This window comes from Bradyrhizobium sp. BRP19, from assembly GCF_020194195.1.
Classification (GTDB): Bacteria; Pseudomonadota; Alphaproteobacteria; order Rhizobiales; family Xanthobacteraceae; genus Bradyrhizobium; species Bradyrhizobium yuanmingense.
The window spans coordinates 1,065,588-1,089,538 of sequence record NZ_JADYVZ010000001.1; the positions used below are offsets into that span (position 1 = coordinate 1,065,588).

Sequence of the window (23,951 nt, forward strand, 5' to 3'; positions counted from 1 at the left end):
TCCGGTAGACATTGAGCTAAGCGCCCGCCATCGCTTTTTCGATCGCGCTCAGGGCCTCGGACGCCTTGGCGCCATCGGGGCCGCCGGCCTGGGCCATGTCGGGCCGGCCGCCGCCGCCCTTGCCGCCGAGCGCCTCGGAGGCGATGCGGACCAGATTGACCGCGTTGAAGCGCGCGGTGAGGTCCTGCGTGACGCCAACCACGATTCCGGCCTTGCCGTCCCCGGTGACGCCGACGATGGCGACGACGCCCGAGCCGATCTGCTTCTTGCCGTCGTCGGCGAGACTCTTGAGATCCTTCATCTCGATGCCTTCGACCGCGCGCGCCATCAGCTTGACGCCGCCGGCCTCGCGCACGCCCGACGCTGCGCCGTTGCCGGCGGAGGCGCCACCGCCCATTGCGAGCTTCTTGCGGGCATCGGAGAGTTCGCGCTCGAGCTTCTTGCGCTCCTCCATCAGCGCCGAGATGCGCGCCGGCACGTCGTCGAGCGAGGTGCGCAGCTCGTTCGCCGCGATCTTCGCCAGCGCCATGGTGTCGTTGGCATGTTTTCGCGCGTAGTTGCCCGTCAGCGCCTCGATCCGGCGCACGCCGGAGGCGACCGCGCTCTCGCTCGTGACCGTGATCAGGCCGATATCGCCGGTGCGCTTCACATGGGTGCCGCCGCAGAGCTCGACCGACCAGCCGAGCGCGTTGGCGCCGCGCTCGCGCGCGGTCCTGCCCATCGAGACGACGCGGACCTCGTCGCCATACTTCTCGCCGAACAGCGCGCGCGCGCCGGCCTCGCGGGCCTCGTCGACGCCCATGACGCGCGTGGTGACCTCGTCGTTCTCCAACACCACGTCGTTGGCGATGTCCTCGACCCGGGCGAGCTCCTCAGCCGTGATCGGCTTCGGATGCACGAAGTCGAAGCGCAGCCGGTCCGGCGCGACCATCGAGCCGCGCTGGGCGATGTGATCGCCGAGCACCTGGCGCAGCGCCTCGTGGATGATGTGGGTCGCCGAGTGATGGGCGCGGATGGTTGAGCGGCGTGCGTGATCCACCTCGAGCTGCAGCGCGGTGCCGAGCTTCACTTCGCCACTCTCGACCGTGCCGATATGGACGAAGAGATCGCCGAGCTTCTTTTGCGTGTCGGTGACGCGGACCTTGATGCCGCCCTCGCCCGAGAGCACGCCGGTGTCGCCGACCTGGCCGCCGGACTCCGCATAGAACGGCGTCTGGTTCAGCACGATCGCGCCCGTCTCGCCGGCCTTGAGGCTCGTGACCTCGGCGCCGTCCTTGACCAGCGCCGAGACCACGCCTTCGGCGCTCTCGGTCTCGTAGCCCAGGAATTCGGTGGCGCCGAGCTTCTCGCGCAGCGGGAACCAGATCGCCTCGGATGCCGCCTCACCCGAGCCCTTCCAGGACTCGCGCGCCTTGGCCTTCTGACGCTCCATCGCGTCGGTGAACGCCGCCTGGTCGACGCCGATGCCGCGCGACTTCAGCGCGTCCTGGGTCAGGTCGAGCGGGAAGCCGTAGGTGTCGTACAGCGTGAAGGCGACGTCGCCGTCGAACATGTCGCCCTTCTTCAGACCGGCGCTCTTCTCGTCGAGGATGGCAAGGCCGCGCGACAGCGTCTTGCGGAAGCGGGTCTCTTCCAGCCGCAGCGTTTCCTCGATCAGCTTTTCCGCGCGCATCAATTCCGGATAGGCCTGTCCCATCTCGCGCACCAGCGCCCAGACCAGCCGGTGCATCAACGGCTCCTTGGCGCCCAAGAGCTGGGCATGGCGCATCGCGCGGCGCATGATGCGGCGCAGCACATAGCCGCGGCCCTCGTTCGAGGGCAGCACGCCGTCCGAGACCAGGAAGGCGGACGAGCGCAAGTGATCGGCGATGACGCGGAACGAGCCGACGTTCTGCTCGTTCGGTCCGCTGCCGAGCGCGGACGAGGTCGCGTCGATCAGGTTCTTGAACAGGTCGGTCTCGAACACGCTCTCGACGCCCTGGAGGATGCAGGCCATGCGCTCCAGGCCCATGCCGGTGTCGATCGAGGGACGCGGCAGATTCACGCGCTCCTCCTTCGTCACCTGCTCGTATTGCATGAACACGAGATTCCAGAATTCGAGGAAGCGGTCGCCGTCCTCTTCCGGCGATCCCGGAGGACCGCCCCAGATGTGCTCGCCGCGGTCGATGAAGATCTCCGAGCACGGGCCGCACGGCCCGGTGTCGCCCATCGCCCAGAAATTGTCCGAGGTCGGGATGCGGATGATGCGGTCGTCGGAGAAGCCGGCGATCTTCTTCCACAGGCCGGCCGCCTCGTCGTCGGTGTGGTAGACGGTGACGAGCAGCTTGTCCTTCTTCAGCCCGAACTCGCTCGTGATCAGCTTCCAGGCGAGCTCGATCGCGCGCTCCTTGAAGTAATCGCCGAACGAGAAATTGCCGAGCATCTCGAAGAAGGTGAGATGGCGCGCGGTGTAGCCGACATTGTCGAGGTCGTTGTGCTTGCCGCCGGCGCGCACGCATTTCTGCGAGGTGGTGGCGCGCTGATAGGGCCGCTTCTCGACGCCGGTGAAGACGTTCTTGAACTGCACCATGCCGGCATTGGTGAACATCAACGTCGGGTCGTTGCGCGGCACGAGTGGCGAGGACGGCACGATCTCGTGGCCGTTCTCGGCAAAGAAGTTCAGAAAGGTCGACCTGATCTCGTTGACGCCGCTCATGTTCATCCAATCGGGTATGCTTGGGCCCGCTTTTCGCGGTCCAAACCGGACCGTTAAGGCTGATATCTGCGGGCCAAAGCGCTTTTAGACAAGGCCAGCTTCGCTGTCCAGAAACTGTGCAGAGAGATCAGAGGGTTGCCGCAGGCGCTCAATCCCCTTGCAATCCCGTTGGATAGGGCGCGCGGACGCGTTGACAGGCTTGGCTCCCCTGTGGTCTCTACCCATCTGTATCGTACGGCCACGTCGGGAGAGACCGGCACTTGGTAGCCGGCGCCGAAGGAGCAACCGCCCCGGAAACTCTCAGGCAAAAGGACCGCGTGGCTTTGACAGCATCTGGAAAGAGGCGCCGACGGGTCTAGGCCCGGACAGCGTCCGCCGACGGGATAATACTCTCAGGCACAGCGACAGATGGGGCTTCGACTGGTGTCCATCGGGGAATCCTCCCCGGGGGAACCGCCGAGGGCCCTCAAGATGCTAGCGCACGACCAAGACTCCCTGAAACGCACCCCCCTCTACGACCTTCATGTGTCCCTAGGGGGCAAGATGGTGCCGTTCGCGGGCTATGACATGCCCGTGCAGTACCCCGCGGGCGTCTTGAAAGAGCACCTCCATACCCGCACCAAAGCGGGCCTGTTCGACGTCTCCCACATGGGCCAGCTCGCGCTCCGGCCGAAATCCGGCAATGTGGAGGACGCCGCCCGCGCGCTGGAGCGGCTGGTGCCGCAGGACATCGTGGCGATCGCCGCAGGGCGGCAGCGCTACGCCCAGTTCACCAATGACGACGGCGGCATTCTCGACGACCTGATGGTCGCCAATTTCGGCGATCACCTGTTCCTGGTCGTCAACGCCGCCTGCAAAGCCCAGGACGAGGCGCATCTGCGCGCGAACCTGTCCGACGCCTGCGTGATCGAGCAGCTTGCCGACCGCGCGCTGATCGCGTTGCAGGGCCCGAAGGCGGAAGCGGCGCTGGCGAAATTCTGTGCAGACGCGCCGGCCATGAAATTCATGGATGCCGGCCCGCATGAGGTCGCCGGCATCAAGTGCTTCGTCTCGCGCTCCGGCTACACCGGCGAGGACGGCTTCGAGATCTCGGTTCCATCAGGCGATGCCGAACGCCTGGCAAAAATGCTGCTGGAAAATCCCGACGTGCTCCCGATTGGCCTCGGGGCCCGCGACAGTCTGCGGCTGGAAGCCGGGCTCTGCCTGTACGGCCACGACATCGACACCACGACCACGCCGGTCGAGGCCGCGCTGGAATGGTCGGTGCAGAAAAGCCGCCGCAGCGGCGGTGCGCGCACCGGCGGCTTTCCCGGCGCTGCGAAGATCCTCGCCCATTTCGATGGCGGCGCATCCCGCCGCCGCGTCGGCTTGCGCGCCGAAGGCCGCGCGCCGGTGCGCGAGGGCGCGCTGCTGTTTGCGAATGACGCGAGCGGCGAGCCGATCGGACAAGTCACCTCGGGCGGTTTCGGCCCGAGCCTGAATGCGCCGGTTGCGATGGGCTACGTGCCCACGAATCTGAGCGCGCTTGGCACAAAGCTCTTCGCCGAGGTGCGCGGCCAGCGACTGCCCTTACAGGTCGCCGCCATGCCCTTCGTGAAAAACACCTACAAACGCTGAGGATTCGAAATGACCACGACGCTGTACACCTCTGATCACGAATGGCTGGCGATCGACGGCGATGTCGCCACCGTCGGCATCACCGATTACGCGCAGCAGCAGCTCGGCGACGTCGTGTTCGTCGAGCTGCCCAAGGTCGGCCGCGCGCTGAAGAAGGCCGAAGCCGCCGCGGTCGTCGAATCCGTCAAGGCGGCCTCCGACGTCTACGCGCCGATCTCTGGCGAAGTGCTCGAGACCAACGCCGAGCTCGCATCCGAGCCGGCGCTGGTGAACTCGGACGCGCAAGGCAAGGCCTGGTTCTTCAAGATCAAGATTGCCGACAGAAGCGAGCTCGGCGGCCTCATGGATGAAGCCGCCTACAAGGCGCATACGGCGTGAGATGAAGCGAAGTCTAACCTCATGCTCAGTGTCATCACCCGCGAAGGCGGGTGATCCAGTACGCCGCGGCCCCTCGGTTCAATCCGCGCTGCTGGAGAGTACTGGATGCCCCGCCTTCGCGGGGCATGACACTGACAGCGAAATCTGAAGCGAGGACCCAATGATGACCGCGCACCGCAAGTCCAACGGCGACACCGCCACCTCCTTCGTCCGCCGCCACATCGGCCCATCGGCGCGCGATGTCACCGCCATGCTCGAGACAGTCGGCGCCAAGAGCGTCGATGCGCTGATCGCGGAGACCTTGCCGGCCTCGATCCGGCAGGCCGCCCCGCTCGATCTGGGCAAGCCCTTGAGCGAGACCGAGGCGATCGCGCACATGACCGAGCTTGCGCGTCAAAACCAGGTCTTCACCTCGCTGATCGGCCAGGGCTATTCAGGCACCATCCTGCCTGCGGTGATCCAGCGCAACATCCTGGAGAACCCGGCCTGGTACACGGCCTATACGCCCTACCAGCCGGAGATCAGCCAGGGCCGGCTGGAAGCGCTGCTCAACTTCCAGACCATGATCTGCGACCTCACCGGGCTCGACGTCGCCAACGCCTCGCTGCTCGATGAAGCCACCGCGGCGGCCGAAGCCATGGCGCTCGCCGAGCGCCACTCGCAGGTCAAGGCAAGGGCCTTCTTCGTCGACAAGGACGTGCATCCGCAGACGCTGGCCGTGATGCGCACCCGCGCCGAGCCGCTGGGGTGGACTCTGGTCGTCGGCGATCCCCTCACCGATCTCGACAAATCGGACGTGCTCGGTGCGCTGCTGCAATACCCCGGTTCTTCGGGCGCGTTGCGCGACCTCAGGCCCGCGATCGCCGCGCTGAAGGCCAAGGGCGCACTCGCGATTCTAGCCGCCGACCTCCTGGCGCTGACGCTGCTCGCCTCGCCCGGCGAGCTCGGGGCCGACATCGCCATCGGCTCGGCCCAGCGCTTCGGCGTGCCGATGGGCTATGGCGGGCCGCACGCCGCCTATATGGCGGTGCGCGATGCGCTGAAGCGTTCGCTGCCCGGCCGCATCGTCGGCCTCTCCGTCGATTCCCGCGGTGCGCCGGCCTATCGGCTCGCGCTGCAGACCCGCGAGCAGCACATCCGCCGCGAGAAGGCGACATCCAACATCTGCACCGCGCAGGTGCTGCTCGCCGTGATCGCCTCGATGTACGCGGTCTATCACGGCCCCGAGGGCCTCACGCAGATCGCGCGCAACGTCCACCGCCGCACCGCCGTGCTCGCGACCGGCCTGCGCAAGCTCGGCTTCGCGCCGCAATCGGACAGCTTCTTCGACACGCTGAGCGTCGATGCCGGCGGCAAGCGCGCCGAGATCGTCGCGCGGGCAGCAAGCGAGAAGATCAATCTCGGCGTCAGCGATACGGCTCTTCGCATCGCGCTCGACGAGACCACGACGCCTGCGACGATTGAAGCAGTCTGGCGCGCCTTCGGCGGCAAGCTTGCCTATGCCGAGATCGACGCCGAGACGCGCGAGGCGCTGCCGGACGCGTTGAAGCGCGCCACCGCATTCCTGACCCATCCGGTGTTCCATGCGCACCGCTCGGAGACCGAGATGCTGCGCTACATGCGCAAGCTCAGTGACCGCGACCTCGCGCTTGACCGCGCCATGATCCCGCTGGGATCCTGCACCATGAAGCTGAACGCGACCACCGAGATGATGCCGTTGACCTGGCCGGAATTCGGCTCGCTGCATCCGTTCGCCCCGCGCGAGCAGGCGGCCGGCTATCACGCGCTGTTCGCACGCCTGGAGAAATGGCTCTGCGACATCACCGGCTATGACGCGATCTCGCTGCAGCCGAACTCGGGCGCGCAGGGCGAATATGCCGGGCTGCTCGCGATCCGCGGCTATCATGCCGCGCGCGGACAGGGCCATCGCAAGATCTGCCTGATCCCCTCCTCCGCCCACGGCACCAATCCGGCCTCGGCCGCGATGGTCGGCATGGACGTGGTGGTGGTGTCTTGCGAGAAGAACGGCGACGTCGACGTCAATGATCTCCGCGCCAAGGCGGAGAAGCATGCAAACGATCTCGCCGCGGTCATGATCACCTATCCCTCGACGCACGGCGTGTTCGAGGAGCATATAAGCGAGATCTGCGACATCGTGCACGGCCATGGCGGCCAGGTGTATCTCGACGGAGCCAATCTCAATGCGCAGGTCGGCCTTTCCAGGCCCGGCGACTACGGCGCCGATGTCAGCCATCTCAACCTGCACAAGACCTTCTGCATCCCGCATGGCGGCGGCGGCCCCGGCATGGGCCCGATCGGCGTCAAGGCGCATCTCGCGCCGTTCCTCCCTGGCCACCCCGCGACGAAGGCAGACGCGCCGGTCGGTCCGGTCTCGGCCGCGCCGTTCGGCTCGGCCTCGATCCTCACCATCTCCTACATCTACATCCTGATGATGGGCGGCGAGGGCCTGAAGCGCGCCACCGAGATCGCGATCCTCAACGCCAATTACATCGCAGCGCGCCTCGATCCGCACTTCCCGGTGCTCTACAAGAACGCGAAGGGCCGCGTCGCGCATGAGTGCATCGTCGATCCCCGTCCGCTGAAAACGACGAGCGGCGTCACCGTCGACGACATCGCAAAGCGCCTGATCGACTACGGCTTCCACGCCCCGACCATGAGCTTCCCGGTCCCGGGCACACTGATGATCGAGCCGACCGAATCGGAATCCAAGGCCGAGCTGGATCGTTTTTGCGACGCCATGATCGCGATCCGGAAGGAGATCGCCGAGGTCGAGGCCGGCCGCTTTGAGATCGCAGCCTCGCCCTTGCGCCACGCCCCGCACACCGTGCACGACATCGCCGACGACGATTGGAAGCGCGCCTACACCCGCAGCGAGGGGTGTTTCCCCGACGGCGTCTCGCGCACCGACAAATATTGGTGCCCCGTCGGCCGCGTCGACAACGTCTATGGCGACCGCAACCTGGTGTGCTCCTGCCCGCCGGTGAGCGATTACGCAGAAGCCGCGGAGTAAGCTTTGTAGGGTGGGTTAGCCTCGCGGCTGCGCAAAGCGCAGTCCGCGACGCGTAACCCACCTAAACAGTGGTGGATTGCGCCTTCGGCTAATCCACCCTACGGCGCCGAACGCGCCGCTAAGGCGCAATCAGCAACCGGCTTTCGCGATCCCACCGCCACAGCCGTTCATTGGTGAGCAGCGTGCCGCCCCACCAACGTCGAATCGGATTGTGGCGACGGAAATCTTCGCGGCCTTCCAGAACCGCTTTGCCAATTCGGTCAGCGACAACCGGCTCCGACGATAGGCGGCGTTGCGACCTCGCGCATCGTGCGGGGCGAGCGTCGCGAGTTTCGGATCGAGACCTGCGACCGCCGGCATCGGGCCCGACGCAAGCCCTTCGAGCAACGGACCCAGCTCCCACTGGTCGAACACGCGCGTTTCGAGCAGCCCGCCCGGCTGAAACAGTTCTTTTGTACGATTGTGCCCCCTTGCAATCAGCTCGATAAGCCGCGCCTCCGTCGCGCCCAATCCGGTGATTGGTGACGGCAGTTCAGCTAGCAACGCTTCCAGAGCCGGCTTCAGGAAAGGTAGCCTTGGTAAATCCCTTGTCAGCAACCCGAAGCAGAGTTCAGGCGTCGGCGCCCGATACGCCTCCCAGGCCATGTTGGCTATCTCGAAGTCGCACTCTGCGATCTCCGATTCCCGCACCGTACGATCGCGAAGTTGCGGGCCGTCCGCTTCGCGCAGATCGAAATTGACCCGTCGCAGTCTAAGACAATGGGTGATCGATGGATGGGACCGCAAATAGTCCAGGATCCAGATGAGTTGCAATTGACTGTTAGGCTCAGGGTCGAACCACAGCTCGATGAACTCGACGCCATAGGTCTCGCAAAACCAAACCAGGCCAGTCTCCTTGTGCGCGAGACCGGTCTGAGGCAACCGGCCAACAAGATCGGACCACCGCACCTCCGGATCGCCCCTGTAATAGCCTCCCGTAAGATAGTCCTCGAGGTGGTGCGACGTAGGCAACGGCCCCCAAACGAACCGAAAGATCAACGGGACGACCATGTCAGCACGACCAGCATAGGTGAGACCAACGCCGGACGAACTAGTCAGAATCACACGCTTCATTCGACGCGCCCTTGTTCACCGGCAGCATCAGGCCGGTACAATAGTCAAGCAGTGGCCTCATCCGCGCTGCCGGACCGATAACACTTCTCGCGGCGCGGCCGAGTGACTCAGTAAGACTAGTCCATCCTACGAAGCTGACCTAGGGCGCAACCAGCAATCGGCTTTCGCGATCCCACCGCCACAGCCGTTCGTTGGTCAACTCGGTCCCACCCCACCATCGTTTAATGGCATTGTGCCGCCACATATCGTCTTCGCGGGCGAGAAGTGAACGCCCGAGTTCAGTCAGCGTGAGCCTCCACTCACTCCTGCCGAAGTAACGATCCTCATTGTCGAACGCCGGATCGCCCAATAAGAGCGACGGCGCCGAATACGCCCCCAGCTCGAGCAAAGCGTCACGCGCGTCGTTTTCGCCGAATACATCGCGAAGCCATCTCGCGTGTTGGACGAGCCTTGGGTCGGTTTGCCCGTCGTTCACAGAATCCAGCAGATCCATTTCAGTTGCACCGAGTCCCGTCACGCTGTCCGGAAGCTCTTCGAGCACCGCGATTAGCGCCGATCGAAGTCTCGGCAGGAGCATCAGATCCGTCATGAGCAGATCGAAACAGGATTCTGGCGTTTCAGCCCGATAGGCCCGCCAGGCGCGGCTTGCCGTCACCAAATGGTTCTCGGTCACCTTGAAGGCCGGCAGCTTCCATTTTGCGACAGACTCCGGGGTATTGTTGGCAATAGTATCGTCCGCATGCACCAGGCTCAGCTTGCTCGTGATCTCCCTGTGAGGACGAATCAGGTCCAGCAGCCAGACGAGCACAAGTTGATCATTGGGCCGAGCATCCACCCATATTTCAATTGAGTCGAACTTCTCGCACAGCTCGAACAAACCAATATCGCGCGTGCCGAAGCCGTCGAGTGCACCGCGACAAACGTCATCGAGCCAATGATCGCCGGGATTGCGGTGCTTTTCCGATCGGCGCTCCAGCCCCCTCAAGAGTTGCTCGTCGGAAGGCAGTTCCCCCAAGACGAACCGGGATAGAACCCGAGCGCGACGTTCGCAACGCCGGACTGGCGAAGTGTGTCCTCCGCACGATCGTTCGTTGCCAGGATCAAATGTGACACGATTGCCTCTCGAAATGATACAATACAAGAACACTCTGAGCGAAGAGTTACGCACTAATCAGGCGCGATGAGTGAGAGGGCCTCGGGGTCCCACTGCCACAGCCGGTCGTTGGTCAGATGGATGCCGCCCCACCAGCGATCGATTCGGTTATGGCGGCAAAAGTTTTCATCGCCGCCAAGCACCGCTTTGCCGAACGCGGTGAGCGACAAGCGGGATTGCTTGTACCGCTGGAGGCGGCTCGAATCGTCGTGCATCTCCAGGGAAAACGGGCCTTCGTCCAGTCCAGCGACCGCTGCCCTCTCGCATCGTGCTAGTCCATCAAGCAGGGCGCCAACTTCCCAGTAATCGAAGACGCGACGCTCGTTGGGCTTCTGATATCCCGGGAACACATCAAAGGGCTGCACCTCGCCCGGCGCGATCAATTCCAGAATCCGCGTTTCCGTGGTCCCAAGGCCGCTGGTCACGTTGGGAAGCTCTTCGAGCAGATCAACGACGCAACGCTCGAGCTGCGGAAGCAGGCGCAAATCCGTTTCGAGGAAATCGAACCAGGCCTGCGGCGTAGGCGCACGGTAAGCTCGCCAGGCGCGACCAGCCAGTTCAAGGTGATCTTTCGTGAGCTTGACAATCGGTGGGTTCAGCTTCGCCAGTTGCGTTGGCGCGACATCGCCTACGGCAAGGTCCAGGTGACGTATCGCGAGCTTGGACAATGCCGCTTCCTCGATGCCGCAATGGTCGAGTAGCCAGAGCAGAAGTAATTGTGCGTTCGGCTCTGGCCCCATCCATAGTTCGGCCGAGCCACATTCGGACAACAGATCAATCAGTCCGCGCCCCTTCACCCCAGACCTTTCCAGGCGCCAAACCGGCGTGTCGTCGAGCCAGTGCAGGCCGTTCGGCTGAGCCACGCGCGGGGAGAAGAATGCCTGGCATTCCGTTTGCGTGGGCGGCGGTCCCCAGACCAAGCGACGCTCGATCGCAAGGACGAGGTCGGCAAGGCCGGCCCGCTGTATCGCGCCGGCGGCGGACGAATCTGTTGTCACAATGAGCCGCGTCACGTCAGCCTCTCAGGGCATCGTCAGGACAGGGCCGGAGCGCCACAGCCGATCGTTGGTCAGATGCGTGCCACCCCACCAACGATCGATCGGATTGTAACGGCTGAAGTCGTCATGGCCCGCCAGGACAGCCTTCCCGAACTCGGTCAGCGAAAGGCGGCTGCGCAGATAGACTTCATGCCGAGCCCTCAAATTCTTAGGGTCGATCGTGCGCAGTTCGTCGCCCAAGCCGGCCACGGCCGGCCTCGGGCCGAGCGCTAGCCCCTCAAGCAACGAGCCCAACTCAAATTCTCCGAACACATAGGTACGCCGCTGCGAGCGCAGGTGAAACAACCCGTTCGTGTTGGCAAACCCTCTGGCAAGCATCTCAAGCAATCGCGTCTCGGTCGCACCAAGCCCGGTCCTGGGTGACGGCAGTTCCGCCAGCAGATCGAGCAAAACCGGCCGCAGCATCAGCAAGGCACTCAGATCGCGGTGAAGCAAATCCATGCAAGCCTCAGGCGTCCGCGCGCGATAGGCCGACCACGCCAACTTGGCAGTCTCGAACTCCTCCGCAGCAACGTCCATAACAGGAATATGGGGCTCGCCCTTGGCGAAATCATAATCGGGACTGAAAAACAGATCGGAGTCCAGCAATCGCAGCCCGAGCTTCTGCGCTAGCGCAGGATAGCTGCTGAGGTGATCGAGCAACCAGACCAGTTGCAATTGGTCGCGCGGAGTCGCTCCGAACCAGAGTTCGATCTCGTCATACGGCTCGCAAAATTCGGCCAGCGACAATTTGCGGCCCTTGGCGCCGCGGGACCAGCGGACCCAATCCGACCAATGTTCGGCATGGCCTAGCTCTGCGGTTTGGGCAGCCAAATAAGCTGAGAGCTTTTCCGCCGGCGGGAGCGGCCCCCACTCAAATTGAAAATGGAAAGGTATGACGATCTCGGCCAACCCCGATCGACCGAGATCACTCCCGCCGCCCCAGCCAGTCAAGATCAGCCGCTTCATCGCACCACCTGATCAACGCGACGCAAAACGAAACGGGCACCGAAGACGTCGGCAACTCAACGTCCTCAGTGCCCGCTCCTCGCGAAAAATTTTCGCGTTAGGTCTTACTCGTCCGCCGGCTCCTCGCCGTCGGCGTCGCGCTCCGGCGTGCCGGCCAGAATCTGCTCGGCGATCAAACCGGAATTCTGGCGGATCGCGGTCTCGATCTTGGCGGTGATGTCGGGGTTGCCCTTGAGGAACGCTTTGGCGTTCTCGCGGCCCTGGCCGAGGCGCTGGCTGTCATAGGAGAACCAGGCGCCGGACTTCTCGACGATACCGGCCTTGACGCCGAGATCGAGGATCTCGCCCATCTTGGAGACGCCCTCGCCGTACATGATGTCGAACTCGACCTGCTTGAAGGGCGGGGCCAGCTTGTTCTTGACCACCTTGACGCGCGTGGTGTTGCCGACCACCTCGTCGCGCTCCTTGATCGCGCCGATGCGGCGGATGTCGAGGCGGACGGAGGCGTAGAATTTCAGCGCATTGCCGCCGGTGGTGGTTTCCGGCGAGCCGTACATCACACCGATCTTCATGCGGATCTGGTTGATGAAGATCACCATGGTGTTGGACTTGTTGATGGAGGCCGTCAGCTTGCGCAGCGCCTGGCTCATCAACCGCGCTTGAAGTCCCGGCAGCGCATCGCCCATCTCGCCTTCGAGCTCGGCCTTCGGCACCAGCGCCGCCACCGAATCGACCACGAGAACGTCGACGGCGCCCGAGCGCACCAGGGTGTCGCAAATCTCCAGCGCCTGCTCGCCGGTGTCGGGCTGCGAGATCAGGAGCTCGTCGATGTTGACGCCGAGCTTGCGGGCATAGACCGGATCGAGCGCGTGCTCGGCGTCGATGAAGGCGCAGATGCCGCCCTTCTTCTGCGCTTCCGCCACCGTATGCAGCGCCAGCGTGGTCTTGCCCGAGGATTCCGGCCCGTAGATCTCGACGATGCGTCCCTTGGGCAGGCCGCCGATGCCGAGCGCGATATCGAGCCCGAGCGACCCGGAGGACACCGCCTCGATGTCCATGGAGCGGTCGTTCTTGCCGAGCTTCATCACCGAGCCCTTGCCGAACTGCCGCTCGATCTGGGAGAGCGCGGCGGCCAGAGCTTTACTCTTGTCCATGGAAGATCCTTCGACGATACGCAGGGCAGTTGCGGACATTGGGTCGTGCTCCTTATGGCGAGGATTCGCGTGAGGGACAAACGGTTGCGAGGCAGCTCGGCGATAAAAGCAATGTACCCCATTTGTTCTCAGTTCGCAATATGTTCTTTTGCGGGTTTTCCCCTTTGCCCTAATTTCCCTCAGCAGTGTCAAAGCGGCGGCCTGTCCTGAACACATTCCCAGCCGGTTAGCGTCAGGCGCTCGGTACCGCGGAAACAATTCGGCTTCGTCAACAAGACGAAAGCCAAACCCGATGCGATGGAAATCAAAATGGCCCAGCCAATCCGCTTCAAGGGGAGAATTCTCTAACTGTTCTAATCTGTCTCTGCGGGTGTCCTAATTAGGACAGCCCCAAGGGTTTTTGTCTTGCCGACTGGACCAGAAGACCACAGAGCTGTTCGAAACAGCTTCATGAACCATGGCTGCGCGTCCGCGTTGCCGCGGCATGCATCGCCTATGGTATTTCGTGGCCTTCCTCGCCGTCACCGCAACCTCATTCGGTGCCCTGGTGGCAAGTTCCTGGGATGACCGGAGGCCGCCTCGTCTGGCGGCCTCTTTCGGTTGATAAATCAACCTCTGACAAACCAGCCATGCTGGATCGTCACGCTCCCCGCTTTGCTCTGCGTGCACAACTGAACAGACGCGGATCCATTTCCGGATCCTAATGCATCATCACCGCGCGGACCCCGGCCACTATCGGTGATGAGAACGCTCACCTCGCGCTCCCGCCTCATCGCACGGAAAGAGCGCGCCATGTTCAAGCGACGACGTTTCAAGCAGCAACTGACCCTTCAGGACCGGCTGTCCGCATGGGTGAAGCAGATCCGCGAACAGGCCTCCAAGCTACCTCCCGGGCCGGAGCGAGACGCGCTGCTCAAGAAGGCCCGCCAGGCCGACGTTGCCAATCATCTCAACGATTGGGTCAAATCGCCGGGGCTGCAGCCGCCGAAATAAACCGGGCCTCCGTGGGTTCCTGGAAGCGACCATGACCGGGATCAACGACGCGCGACTGGGGCGCCGTCATGTTTCCGTAATCCTGCGGCACCGAACCTTTTCGCGGTCTCCGGTTTTCTGTGGGGATGGGACCGCAACTTTTGGGGATCTCTAGTCATGACAAACAACGACACGCTGCACGATACGCCGAGGCGAAAGCCGATGCTGGAGGCGGCGCAGGAGGAGATGGTGAAGTTCGAGCGCAAGGAAAACGAGTTCCGCAAGAGGGACCGTGAAGAGCGCGCCGCCGAGCTCCATCTGCCGCTGAACGAGATCAAGGTTCATTAGGCACTGCTAGGACCGCCGTCCGGAGCGGCCAGGCCCGCCCGCGATGCGGCACTCCGCTCCGGTCCTTGGCCGGAACCTCGATCCGGCATCGCCGGTCGGGGCGTCGCGCTCGCCGATGCAGAAGGTAGCTGAATACTACCAGCAACCCATTGGCGACGCGATGAAATCGGCAGGACCCCTACTGTGTGCATGGGGTTGTTTTGCCACTTTTGAGAGGCAAGGCACGCCAGCGCCGTCGATCGGACGGCCCGGCACGTCGGTTCCGTCTGCAGCAGCGCCTGCTAGAGCACCGCCAGCAGAACCAGGCCTATCACCAGCACGACGAAGCCAGCCGCCGTCGCGGCGGCGAATGACCGCTCTACGTTATCCATATGATGCCACCCCGTTTCCGGCGCGCCACGTTTCCCCCATGGCTGCGCCGAACGGATAAAATCTTGCCGACGGGTGTGTCCGCAGTGGTGCGGACGGATGTCGAAATTGGGACCGGTACGGGGCCAGTGTGCGGCCTTTCGATCGCGCACCTGCCGGCGGTCCGCCTATCAGGCTGTCGTCAGCCAGCCGGCTAGGGTCGCCCGGCTACCGGCCGGCGCGGGGCTCCTGCTCCTCCTGCGTCAGGCGCAGCGAGAAGGCGCGGATCGCGGGCGCCGCCAGCAGCACGACCGGCAGCATCGCGGCCCATGCGATCAGCCAGGACACCATCCAGTGCCGCACGAAGAGCATCGGGCTGCCGGCGGGAAAGCTGGCGATCCCCGCCGCGATCAGCGAGGTCAGCCCGGACTGGATGATGCCGAAGACGAAATGCGAGTAGCGGCGGGGAATGCCGAGCATGAGGCGCCCATGGTTGCTTGCCCGTGATCGGCAAGCAAGGCACATGCCGTCGAGCGGATCCGGCGCTTCGATTGGAACCGCGATGCGGGACCGCCGGATGCACCCCGGCCGGGCTCCAGGAACTTTGTTCATGGTCGGAGAACCACGGAGGCCGTGGGCGACATTTTGCTTTCTGCGGAATATTGCGACGACCAACATGTTTGCAGGCATGAGGGTGAATCGTGGGAGGTGACCATGAATCACAGGGGCGTCGAGTTCACCATCGCCAAGACGGCGATTCCCGCAGTCTGGCAGTGGCAGTTTCGCATCGGCGACCGGATCAAGACCGGCAAGACCGAGACCCGGATCGACCTGCTGGCGATCCGGCGCGTGCAGCTGCGCATCGACCGGGAGCTGAAGGCGATCGGGCGAAAGACGGCCTGAACCGTTTCGACCTCATGCGCCAAAGCGCGCCATAGCCAGCGTCAGTCCGCGCTGGGCAGCCGACGCATGGTGAACTCGATATCGCCGCCGGGCAATTCGCGCCAAGTCTCGACCTCGCTCATATAGCCGGCCTTGGGATAGCGGGCAAAGAAGGCCTGCGCCCGCTCCCGCGCCGCCGCCCGCGGCAGCGTGAAGGTCTCGCGCAGATAGCCGTCGCCGGCGGACTGGCCGGGCTTGCCGGCCGCCTTGCGCCGGCGCGCCATCCGCTCGGCGAGATCCCGCGGACGATCGGCCATGTCCTGCCTTCCTCTGCGCACTACGCTACCGACAATGTAGGGCGCGGGCCGGATCAAGAGGAGTCCTTCCGAGGAGCATTGTGCCTCCCCGGAACGGGTCAGTTGGCGGCCGTCCCGCTCTTGGCCTTCTTCGGCGCACTGGTCGCGGCCGACGCCTTCGGCGCCGCCGGCTGCTTCGGCTGTTCGGCGCGCATGCCGCCCCAGGGATCGCTGGACGCCTTGGTATCCGGAATCTTCTTCAGTGTTTCCTTGTAGGCCTTCTCACGTTCGGCCTCGATGGCCTTCTCCTCCGGCGACTTGCTCGGGGCATCCTGCATCAAATTGATGTTGGGCATTTGCGCGTAGGCAGGTCCCGCCAGCACGGCCAGCACCGCGGCCAAACGGAAAAGCTTCATCATTCACTCCTTAAGTCTTCCATGAGGCGCGGATCGCCCCGTGCCCTGTCATCCTCGTCAGCCCGGTCACGACCCGTTACCGCTAGTGCCGATCCGATCGGCATGATTTGGGCGACTGCAGCCAATCGTCCCAGATCGGACCGCATTTGGTGCACCCGCTCAGCGCGAGACCGAGCAGGCCCATGCAAAAGACGAGGATACAGCGACGCAACATCATCCACCCCTACCCAAGCCAGGCATCATATCGGGCCAAGTCAGGCATTTTCAAGCCGGGGCGGCCGGCGCCAGACCGGGTGACTTTGCCTCGCCGATGCGCGCACAATGCGGCGAAACATCCGGCAACACAGGAGAGCGCGACAGCAATGCAAACGCAGCCAGAAGCCGAGTTCGGCCCCGCCGACGCCAGACGCATCCTCGGCGAGGTCTTTGCGCCCTGGGTCCAGGACCTCAACCTCGCGGTCGAGCGTATCGAGCATGTGCCGCGCGCGGACGTCCCGGATTGGCAGCCCGGCGCGCTGCTGCGCATGCCGTTTTCGGAGCGGCTGTGCCGCAATGGCGGCGTGGTCTGCGGCCAGGCCCTGATGGCGCTCGCCGATACCGCAATGGTGATCGCGATCCTCGCGGCCAATCGCGGCTACCGTCCCATGACCACGGTCGATCAGACCACGCATTTCATGCGCGCGATCGCCGCGTCCGACGTGCTGGCGGATGCGCGCGTGGTGCGGCTCGGGCGCACCATGAGCTTTGGCCGCGTCACGCTGCTCTCGGCCGCCGACGGCAAGCCGGCCGCGATGGTGTCGAGCGCGTTCGCGATGCTGCCGGGGTGAACGCGCCCTGAAAACAAGAGAGCCGCGCGAAGCGCAAGGCTCGAGGCGGCTCTCGATGGAAATCGTGTCGGGACAGCAAGCGCGATCGCGCTTGCCGTCATTGCGCCGGCAATGTCACTTGCCGAGGATCTCGTCGGCCGCGGTGACGACGCTGACGGTCGGATTCTTTCCGCAATAGGCGCCGAACTTCTTGGCATTCTCGATGAAGATGTCGGTGTCGATGATCGCGTTGTCCTCGTCGCCCTTGTACCAGCCGTCCATCCAGGTCAGCACGACGCCGATGTTGTCCTCGCCGCTCTCGAGGAACTGCTTGCAGGTCATGGTCGAGAGGTCCCACTTGACGGCGTGGGCGGGCATCGAGGCCAGCGAGAGCGCTGCGGCGAACAAAATCGAAAGCGAAGTCTTCATCAATATCTCCATCGGCGCGTCGCGCCATAAAGGAAAGGCACTTGTGTAGGCTCTTTGGGTAGGCTCTTTGGGTAGGCTCTTTGGGTAGGTTCGTGGGAGCGGCTCGCCGCTCCAACGTCGTAAACAAAGTCTGAAACGCCGTGCAAGTAGCGCCAGTATTGAGTTTAGTTCAACGTAATTTCTCTGCACTACTTCCTACTCATCGGCAGGACTAACGCGGATGATTGAGAAGCGCACATCGCAACGTCACCGTGTTTTCAAGGGCGGAAAGATCACCTTTGAAAACAGCGGCATTCCTTGCACAGTGCGAAACATGTCGGCGGGCGGCGCGGCGATCGACCTCGATACTCCCGTCATGTTGCCGCAATCGGTCACGCTCTCGATCGCGTGTGACGATTTCGTACGGCATTGTCGCACAGTTTGGCGCAGCGACAAGCGCGTCGGCCTCGCTTTCGTGCAATAGCGGGCGCGATGTGAACGAAGGTTCGCATCGCGTGCACACCACCATCATGACTGGCTCGCAATCACGCGCGTAACACCCGCGAGCGATGATGAGCCCCGCAACGTCGATCGACTCGACGCGGTCATTGGGCGGGCACTGCGCCTGCGCTGAGGCGGCCCTCAGCGCCAGCACGGCGGCGTGATGACCAGAATCCGCATTACCGCAATCCCCCACCTCTGGGGTACAAGCCAGCCCCCAATCGCGGAATAGCGATGTCCGGGTTCCGGAACCTCAGCAAATCTTGATCGGCCTGGACTTCGTCCGATCGCATTCGTGCCTATCTGTCGGCCCGCAGGGGACCTTTCACGGATGTTGCGGATCATTGCTCATGCGGCGCTGCTCATTGGCGCGCTTGCGCTCGGTGCCTGCGGCTTTGCCGACAGCCGCGCACCGGTGCCGGAATTCATGCGCATGAAGGAGCCCGAGCAGCCGCCGGAAGCGCCGCCCGACGTCAAGCGCGTGGTGCGCGAGCAGATCGACGTCGTCTTTCTCGCAACGTCCTATCCGCGCGAGGTTCACGTCGCCCCGCCGCATCGTGAGCTGCGAGGACCGGGCTGGACCGCGTGCGTCCGCGCGCAGCTCACCTCGGCGACCGGTACGTCGCTCGGCGCCCAGACCTACATCGTGACGATCAACGACGGCAGGGTCGTGGACCGCCGGCGCGCCGACGCCGACGACATCTGCGGCACGGAGACTTACGAGCCGATCTAGGAACCCGCCCCTGACGACAGGTTCCGGGAAAAACCTGTAGATGACCCGGAACGATCACCGCCTCCCCTTCTTGTTACCGCCGAGGGCAGTTTCGAGGAGGACATGATGAGGACGTTGACTATTGCGCTGCTGGCAGGCGTGGGGGCCTTGGCCGCCGCCTCGGGGGCCAAGGCTTCCGACATCTATACGACCAGCGAATACACCAATCCGGATCTCGTGCAGCAGGTGCGACTCGTCTGCGACGAGGATGGTCGCTGCTATCGCACGCGCGGCGGGTCGCGCGTGATCGTGCGCGATTCCTACAATTACATGCCGCGCGACCGCTACTATGAGCGCCGGAGCTATCATCGCCACTACGATGACGGCCCGCGCGCCGGCGTCGGCATTCGCGCGCCCGGCGTCAGCGTCGGCGTCGGTAGCTGGTGAGCGATGAAGGCTTGATGGTCGGAGACCGGGCGAGACTATTCGCCCGGTCCCGTGACCTCAGGTTTCGAGTGGATCGGCCGGCGTGATGTAGCGCGTCGATGACGGCAGCTGAGCGATGAAGCGGGCGAGCACCATGCCGGCGCACATCGCCACGACAAAGATGACGGCGGAGAGCGAGCCAAATCCGAGCGCGGTCAGCGCCGGCCCCGGGCAAAAGCCTACCAGCCCCCAGCCGATGCCGAAGATCGCCGGACCTGCGACGATCCTGGGATCGATGTCTCGCCGCGTCGGCAAATAGAATCGATCAGCGAAGAATGGACGCGGAAGCTTGAGAACGCGGCTGAAGCCGACGAAGGTCACGGCCACCGCGCCCGCCATCACGAAGGCGAGGCTTGCATCCCATGTCCCTGCCTGAATGCCGGCGACGTCCAGGAAGTTCAGCACCTTTGCGGGGTTCGACATGCCGGAGACGATGAGGCCGAGGCCGAAGATCAGCCCAATCGCGAATTGAACCAGGATTGCCATCGCCGTCAGTTCCAGTGCCGCATCAAGAACACGGTCGCCATGCCGGCGGCCATGAAGGTGATGGTCGCAACCAGCGAGCGCACCGACAGCCGCGACAGGCCGCAAACGCCGTGGCCCGAGGTGCAGCCGCTGCCCCACACCGAACCGAAACCCGTGAGCAATCCGCCGATGATCAGGAGGGCCGGCCCCGCCGCGATCGTCTGCTCCGGCAGAGCTCCGGTGACGAGCCGGACCAGCACGGGCGCAGCAGCAAGACCGGCGACGAAGGCAAGGCGCCCAGCGAGTTCGCTGTCCTCATAGGGCGGAAACAGCCGCGCCGCGATGCCGCTGACGCCGGCGATCCGACCCGTTGCCCACATCAGCAGAACGGCCGCGAGGCCAATCATCGCACCGCCAACGAGCGACGCGATCGGCGTAAAAGACGTCGTGACCATGACCTCTCCTGAGCGAGAGCGCCCTTGCGTAGGGCGCAAATACCATGGCCGCGCTATCCCAGCATCTCGGAAAGATGCGCGCATTGAGCTTGGTCAAACCAAAGCGGGACGGCCAAACGATATACTACAACATCGCGAGCCCGAAAGTCCGCGCAGTGCTGGAGATTCTTTGCCGGCTCTTCTGCGCCGGCAAGTCGGACTCTCGCCTTCGCAAAACGCGGGGAGCATGGGATGACCGACGACACCTTCATCGAGGGGCCTCTCTACGAGAAGCGGAAGAAGGTCTACCCGCAGTCGGTCAATGGCCCTTTCCGCCGCATCAAATGGGCGATCCTGTGCGTCACGCTCGGAACCTATTACCTGCTGCCGTTCGTGCGTTGGAATCGCGGACCCGGCCTGCCCGACCAGGCCGTGCTGATCGACTTCCCGCATCGGCGCTTCTATTTCTTCTTCATCGAGCTGTGGCCGCAGGAGGTCTATTATTTCACCGGTCTCCTCATCATCGCGGCGATGATTCTGTTCCTGATGAACGCGGTCGCGGGACGGCTGTGGTGCGGCTACATGTGCCCGCAGACGGTGTGGACCGACCTGTTCTACGCGGTCGAGCGTTGGGTCGAGGGCGACCGGCGCGAGCGCATGCAGGGCGACAAGCGCTACTGGACGTTCGACCATCTTCGCAAGGTCGCGCTCAAGCACTTCCTCTGGATCATGATCGCCTGGTGGACCGGCGGCGCCTGGGTGCTCTACTTTTCCGACGCGCCGACGCTGGTGAAGGAGCTCGCGACCTTCCAGGCCCCGTTCATCGCCTATCTCTGGATCGGCATCCTCACCGCTACGACCTATGTCTTTGCCGGTCACGCCCGCGAGCAGATGTGCATCTACATGTGCCCGTGGCCGCGGATCCAGGCAGCGCTGACCGACGAATGGGCGCTCAACGTCACCTATCGGCGTGACCGCGGCGAGCCGCGCATGTCGGTGAAGAAGGCGGATGCCGCGCGCGCCCATGGCGATCCCGCCGGCGATTGCGTCGACTGCCATCAGTGCATCAATGTCTGCCCCACCGGCATTGACATCCGCCACGGCATCCAGCTCGGCTGCATCCAGTGCGGCCTGTGCATCGACGCCTGCGACAACGTCATGCGCGACATCGGCCGGCCCCAGGGCCTGATCGGCTACGACACCGACATCAACATGCAGCGCCGACGCGAGGGCAAGCCGCCGATCTACCGCATCATCCGTCCGCGCACGCTGATCTATGCCGCGGCCATCGCCATTGTGGGCAGCATCATGCTGTACACTCTCGCCACTCGCGCGACGATGGACGTCAACGTACTGCACGAGCGCAATCCCCTCTTCGTCCAGCTTTCGGACGGCGGCGTGCGCAACGACTACACCGTGCGTATCCTCAACAAGAGTGCACAGCGATCGTTTGCGCTCGAAGTCTCCGGTCTGCCGGGCGCGACCATTCGCGTCGCCGGCATCGAGGCGGAACCTGGCGGCAAGCCCATCATCGAGGTCGGGCAGGATCAGACCCGCGAGGTCAGGCTCTCGGTACAGGTTGGGCCCAGCGACCTGCCGAAGACCTCCCGCGACATCGAGATCACCATCACCGATACCGCCAGCGGCGGCCGCGCGAGCACCCGCGATCATTTCGTGCCGGGAGACTAGCCACGATTCCTCAGGGTCAAGCCGCGGCCGGATGCTGAATGGAATGTTAACACCACCGCTCGAATTGCGGCGGCGTGCCAACGGTATTTTCCAATCTTTGCGCTAAGCATGGCCGGTGGCACGGGCTCAGCTCGCGTGAACGGGGACGACGGGACGTGGTCGACATCGCGCATCAGGCTGCGATCAATCCGGCATCGGCAAGGGATGCCGTGACGGCGCGCGCGCCTGTCCCGCTTGCGGCCGTCGACACCGGCCAATGGCGCGCGCTGGCGCAGCGGGCGATCGAGCCGAACGGATATTACCTGCCTGCCTGGGAGCTCGCCGTCAGCGCAACTGCGCGCGGTCGCACGGATGCCTTGGCGCTAGCCGCATTTGACGGCACTTCGGCCCGGCTGATCGGCCTGATGCCGGTGGTCTCACTCTGGCGCGCTTTGAAGATTCCCCTGCCCGCCCTGGTGAGCGCGCATCCCTATGGCACGCTGTGCAGCCCGCTGCTCGACCGCGACGCTCCGCTCGAAGCCGCTGCGCGTCTGCTGCAGCAGGCGCGCGAGGCCGGCGCGCATGCGCTCGTGCTGACCGACGTCGCGCTCGACGGCGCAGCCATGGCATCACTCAAGCAGGCGCTGAAGCGCGACGGCCTGAAGCCGAGAATCCTCAGCTCCTACATCCGCGCCAGCCTCGATGCGACGCAGGATGGAGACGCACTGTTGCGCGAGGCGCTCGGCGCCAAGAAGCTCAAGGAGCTGCGGCGCCAGCGCCACCGTCTCGAGGAGCACGGCTCCGTCGTGTTCGAGATCGCGCGCAGCTCCGACCAGATCGGACGTGCGCTCGAAACCTTTCTGCAGCTCGAAGCGAGCGGCTGGAAGGGCAAGCGGGGCACCGCGCTGGTCCAGCATCCGGGCGACGCGACCTTCATTCGCCGCGCCGTGCCGGCGCTGGCAGAGACCGCGCAGTGCGAGATCGTCACCCTTCGCGCCGGCGCGACGCCGATTGCCGCCGGCATCGTGTTGCGCCATCAGGATCGTGCCTTCTTCTTCAAGCTCGGGATCGACGAGCGCTTTGCAAAATATTCGCCGGGCGTGCAGCTCACGCTCGACCTCACCCGCCATCTCTGCGCCGACCCCGCCGTCGCCAGCGCGGACTCGACGGCGAATGCCGATCACCCCATGATCAACCCGATCTGGCGCGGACGCCTCGCGATTGGCGATGTGCTGATCCCGCTGCGGCGGCACGACCCGGTCGTGGCGCTCATTCACGGCGCGCTGGTCGGCCTCAACGCCGCGCACGAGGCCGCGCGCGGCGTGGTTCGCCGGCTCCGAAAATAAAAAGTTACTCCGCCGCCTGCGCGTTGATCTCCTCGGAGACCTGGCGGATGGCGCGGGCAAGCAGGTTCGGATCCTGCGCGCCGGAGACGGCGTACTTCTGCGCAAAGACGTAGGTCGGCACGCCGGAGATGCCCTTGTCGGCGGCTTCCTGGGCATCTGCCGAGACGCGCGCGACGTCCTCGTCGGTGGCGAGGCGCTTGCGCACGTCGTCGGCGTCGAAGCCGATGTCGGCTGCCGCCTGCACCAGCACGTTCACATCTGTGAGATCACCGCCGTCGCGGAAGTACAGCTCCATCAGGCGCTGCTTCATCTCAGGCGCCTTGCCGATCGCTTCCGCCCAGAGGATCAGGCGGTGGCAGTCAGTCGTGTTGGGCTGGCGCGCCACGAGCTCCGGCTTGTAGACGAGCCCCTCCTCGCTCGCGGCCGCGACGACGCGTCCCGCAATGCCCTTATAGGCTTCGACCGAGCCGAACTTCTGGGTGAGATAGGCCTCGCGGCTGATGCCCTCGCGCGGCACCCAGGGATTGAGGAAGAAGGGACGGAAATTGAGCTTGACCGGAACGTCAGGCACCAGCGCCAGCGCGCTCTCGATGCGATGCTTGCCGATATAGCACCAGGGGCAGACCACATCTGAGACGACGTCGATCTGGAGCGGTTTCAGCGTGCTCATGTCAGGCGCCTCCTTCGGGCACTTCGAGGGTCCGCCCGAACATAAG

The 23,951-nt window shown here is 64.3% G+C and carries 25 protein-coding genes, 1 pseudogene and 1 riboswitch; of the genes and pseudogenes, 13 read left to right on the forward strand and 13 right to left on the reverse strand.

Annotated features, from left to right (window positions below):
• Positions 1-16: 16 nt before the first annotated feature.
• Positions 17-2,695: an alanine--tRNA ligase gene (alaS, locus tag I6F36_RS05265; protein ID WP_225171064.1), complete on the reverse strand. Its 2,679-nt coding sequence runs from the start codon at positions 2,693-2,695 to the stop codon at positions 17-19.
• A 234-nt stretch (positions 2,696-2,929) separates the two neighbouring features.
• Positions 2,930-3,020, forward strand: a riboswitch (glycine riboswitch).
• Positions 3,021-3,166: 146 nt separating this feature from the next.
• On the opposite strand from alaS, the gene gcvT reads away from it, so the two are divergent.
• The 3 genes from gcvT to gcvP all read left to right on the forward strand — a co-directional run bounded on the left by gcvT (position 3,167) and on the right by gcvP (position 7,721).
• Positions 3,167-4,312, forward strand: coding sequence for a glycine cleavage system aminomethyltransferase GcvT (gene gcvT / locus I6F36_RS05270; RefSeq protein WP_225132745.1), 1,146 nt, complete (start codon positions 3,167-3,169; stop codon positions 4,310-4,312).
• Between the two features lie 9 nt (positions 4,313-4,321).
• The gene (gcvH, locus tag I6F36_RS05275) at positions 4,322-4,690 is read left to right on the forward strand and encodes a glycine cleavage system protein GcvH (protein ID WP_109143207.1); all 369 of its coding nucleotides are present in this window, start codon (positions 4,322-4,324) and stop codon (positions 4,688-4,690) included.
• Between the two features lie 163 nt (positions 4,691-4,853).
• Positions 4,854-7,721, forward strand: a complete 2,868-nt coding sequence (gene gcvP, locus I6F36_RS05280) for an aminomethyl-transferring glycine dehydrogenase (RefSeq protein ID WP_225132793.1) — start codon at positions 4,854-4,856, stop codon at positions 7,719-7,721.
• A gap of 129 nt (positions 7,722-7,850) precedes the next feature.
• Here the strand turns inward: gcvP and I6F36_RS05285 are convergent, their stop codons facing one another.
• From I6F36_RS05285 to recA, 5 genes are all read right to left on the reverse strand, one after another.
• Complete coding sequence (locus I6F36_RS05285) at positions 7,851-8,834, reverse strand: hypothetical protein (RefSeq protein WP_346656646.1); 984 nt, start codon at positions 8,832-8,834, stop codon at positions 7,851-7,853.
• A gap of 139 nt (positions 8,835-8,973) precedes the next feature.
• Positions 8,974-9,819, reverse strand: coding sequence for a hypothetical protein (locus I6F36_RS05290; protein WP_225132747.1), 846 nt, complete (start codon positions 9,817-9,819; stop codon positions 8,974-8,976).
• Between the two features lie 182 nt (positions 9,820-10,001).
• On the reverse strand, positions 10,002-11,000 hold the full coding sequence (locus I6F36_RS05295) for a hypothetical protein (protein WP_225171065.1): 999 nt from the start codon (positions 10,998-11,000) through the stop codon (positions 10,002-10,004).
• Positions 11,001-11,009: 9 nt separating this feature from the next.
• Positions 11,010-11,993, reverse strand: coding sequence for a hypothetical protein (locus tag I6F36_RS05300; RefSeq protein WP_036027870.1), 984 nt, complete (start codon positions 11,991-11,993; stop codon positions 11,010-11,012).
• A gap of 104 nt (positions 11,994-12,097) precedes the next feature.
• The gene (gene recA, locus I6F36_RS05305; protein WP_027577058.1) at positions 12,098-13,186 is read right to left on the reverse strand and encodes a recombinase RecA; all 1,089 of its coding nucleotides are present in this window, start codon (positions 13,184-13,186) and stop codon (positions 12,098-12,100) included.
• 753 nt (positions 13,187-13,939) lie between these two features.
• Between recA and I6F36_RS05310 the strand changes: the two genes are divergently transcribed.
• Positions 13,940-14,140: a hypothetical protein gene (locus tag I6F36_RS05310; protein WP_036013004.1), complete on the forward strand. Its 201-nt coding sequence runs from the start codon at positions 13,940-13,942 to the stop codon at positions 14,138-14,140.
• Positions 14,141-14,296: 156 nt separating this feature from the next.
• Positions 14,297-14,467, forward strand: a complete 171-nt coding sequence (locus I6F36_RS05315; protein ID WP_036012997.1) for a hypothetical protein — start codon at positions 14,297-14,299, stop codon at positions 14,465-14,467.
• 576 nt (positions 14,468-15,043) lie between these two features.
• Here the strand turns inward: I6F36_RS05315 and I6F36_RS05320 are convergent.
• Positions 15,044-15,295: a DUF2798 domain-containing protein gene (locus I6F36_RS05320; RefSeq protein ID WP_109143204.1), complete on the reverse strand. Its 252-nt coding sequence runs from the start codon at positions 15,293-15,295 to the stop codon at positions 15,044-15,046.
• A gap of 234 nt (positions 15,296-15,529) precedes the next feature.
• Between I6F36_RS05320 and I6F36_RS05325 the strand changes: the two genes are divergently transcribed.
• Entirely contained in the window at positions 15,530-15,718 is a 189-nt protein-coding gene (locus I6F36_RS05325) for a hypothetical protein (protein ID WP_225132749.1), read from the forward strand.
• Between the two features lie 41 nt (positions 15,719-15,759).
• Here I6F36_RS05325 and I6F36_RS05330 read toward each other — a convergent pair whose 3' ends face one another.
• Both I6F36_RS05330 and I6F36_RS05335 read right to left on the reverse strand, forming a co-directional pair.
• Entirely contained in the window at positions 15,760-16,014 is a 255-nt protein-coding gene (locus tag I6F36_RS05330; RefSeq protein ID WP_036013009.1) for a hypothetical protein, read from the reverse strand.
• A 98-nt stretch (positions 16,015-16,112) separates the two neighbouring features.
• The gene (locus I6F36_RS05335; RefSeq protein WP_036013030.1) at positions 16,113-16,409 is read right to left on the reverse strand and encodes a hypothetical protein; all 297 of its coding nucleotides are present in this window, start codon (positions 16,407-16,409) and stop codon (positions 16,113-16,115) included.
• Between the two features lie 362 nt (positions 16,410-16,771).
• Here I6F36_RS05335 and I6F36_RS05340 point away from each other — a divergent pair, with 362 nt between their 5' ends.
• Entirely contained in the window at positions 16,772-17,236 is a 465-nt protein-coding gene (locus I6F36_RS05340) for a PaaI family thioesterase (RefSeq protein WP_225132750.1), read from the forward strand.
• Between the two features lie 114 nt (positions 17,237-17,350).
• Here I6F36_RS05340 and I6F36_RS05345 read toward each other — a convergent pair whose 3' ends face one another.
• Positions 17,351-17,644 (reverse strand): HdeA family protein, encoded by a 294-nt coding sequence (locus I6F36_RS05345; protein WP_036013032.1) that lies wholly within the window; start codon positions 17,642-17,644, stop codon positions 17,351-17,353.
• Between the two features lie 220 nt (positions 17,645-17,864).
• Here I6F36_RS05345 and I6F36_RS05350 point away from each other — a divergent pair, with 220 nt between their 5' ends.
• The 3 genes from I6F36_RS05350 (at position 17,865) to I6F36_RS05360 (ending at position 19,283) form a co-directional block, all read left to right on the forward strand.
• Positions 17,865-18,107 (forward strand): PilZ domain-containing protein, encoded by a 243-nt coding sequence (locus tag I6F36_RS05350; protein WP_225114243.1) that lies wholly within the window; start codon positions 17,865-17,867, stop codon positions 18,105-18,107.
• A 348-nt stretch (positions 18,108-18,455) separates the two neighbouring features.
• Positions 18,456-18,857, forward strand: a complete 402-nt coding sequence (locus tag I6F36_RS05355) for a hypothetical protein (RefSeq protein ID WP_036027875.1) — start codon at positions 18,456-18,458, stop codon at positions 18,855-18,857.
• Positions 18,858-18,959: 102 nt separating this feature from the next.
• Entirely contained in the window at positions 18,960-19,283 is a 324-nt protein-coding gene (locus I6F36_RS05360) for a hypothetical protein (protein WP_036013014.1), read from the forward strand.
• A gap of 57 nt (positions 19,284-19,340) precedes the next feature.
• Here the strand turns inward: I6F36_RS05360 and I6F36_RS05365 are convergent, their stop codons facing one another.
• Together I6F36_RS05365 and I6F36_RS05370 are read right to left on the reverse strand one after the other, a co-directional pair.
• Entirely contained in the window at positions 19,341-19,808 is a 468-nt protein-coding gene (locus I6F36_RS05365) for a DUF6691 family protein (RefSeq protein ID WP_036013015.1), read from the reverse strand.
• A 5-nt stretch (positions 19,809-19,813) separates the two neighbouring features.
• Positions 19,814-20,242: a YeeE/YedE family protein gene (locus I6F36_RS05370; protein ID WP_225132751.1), complete on the reverse strand. Its 429-nt coding sequence runs from the start codon at positions 20,240-20,242 to the stop codon at positions 19,814-19,816.
• Between the two features lie 47 nt (positions 20,243-20,289).
• Between I6F36_RS05370 and I6F36_RS05375 the strand changes: the two are divergent.
• The 3 genes and pseudogenes from I6F36_RS05375 to I6F36_RS05385 all read left to right on the forward strand — a co-directional run.
• Positions 20,290-20,430: pseudogene (locus I6F36_RS05375) on the forward strand (ArsR/SmtB family transcription factor); the annotation flags it as partial.
• Between the two features lie 43 nt (positions 20,431-20,473).
• On the forward strand, positions 20,474-21,910 hold the full coding sequence (gene ccoG, locus I6F36_RS05380; protein ID WP_225171066.1) for a cytochrome c oxidase accessory protein CcoG: 1,437 nt from the start codon (positions 20,474-20,476) through the stop codon (positions 21,908-21,910).
• 155 nt (positions 21,911-22,065) lie between these two features.
• Positions 22,066-23,235 (forward strand): GNAT family N-acetyltransferase, encoded by a 1,170-nt coding sequence (locus I6F36_RS05385; protein ID WP_225132753.1) that lies wholly within the window; start codon positions 22,066-22,068, stop codon positions 23,233-23,235.
• Positions 23,236-23,239: 4 nt separating this feature from the next.
• On the opposite strand, the gene I6F36_RS05390 is transcribed toward I6F36_RS05385, so the two are convergent.
• Positions 23,240-23,905: a DsbA family oxidoreductase gene (locus I6F36_RS05390; protein WP_225132754.1), complete on the reverse strand. Its 666-nt coding sequence runs from the start codon at positions 23,903-23,905 to the stop codon at positions 23,240-23,242.
• Between the last annotated feature and the right edge of the window lie 46 nt (positions 23,906-23,951).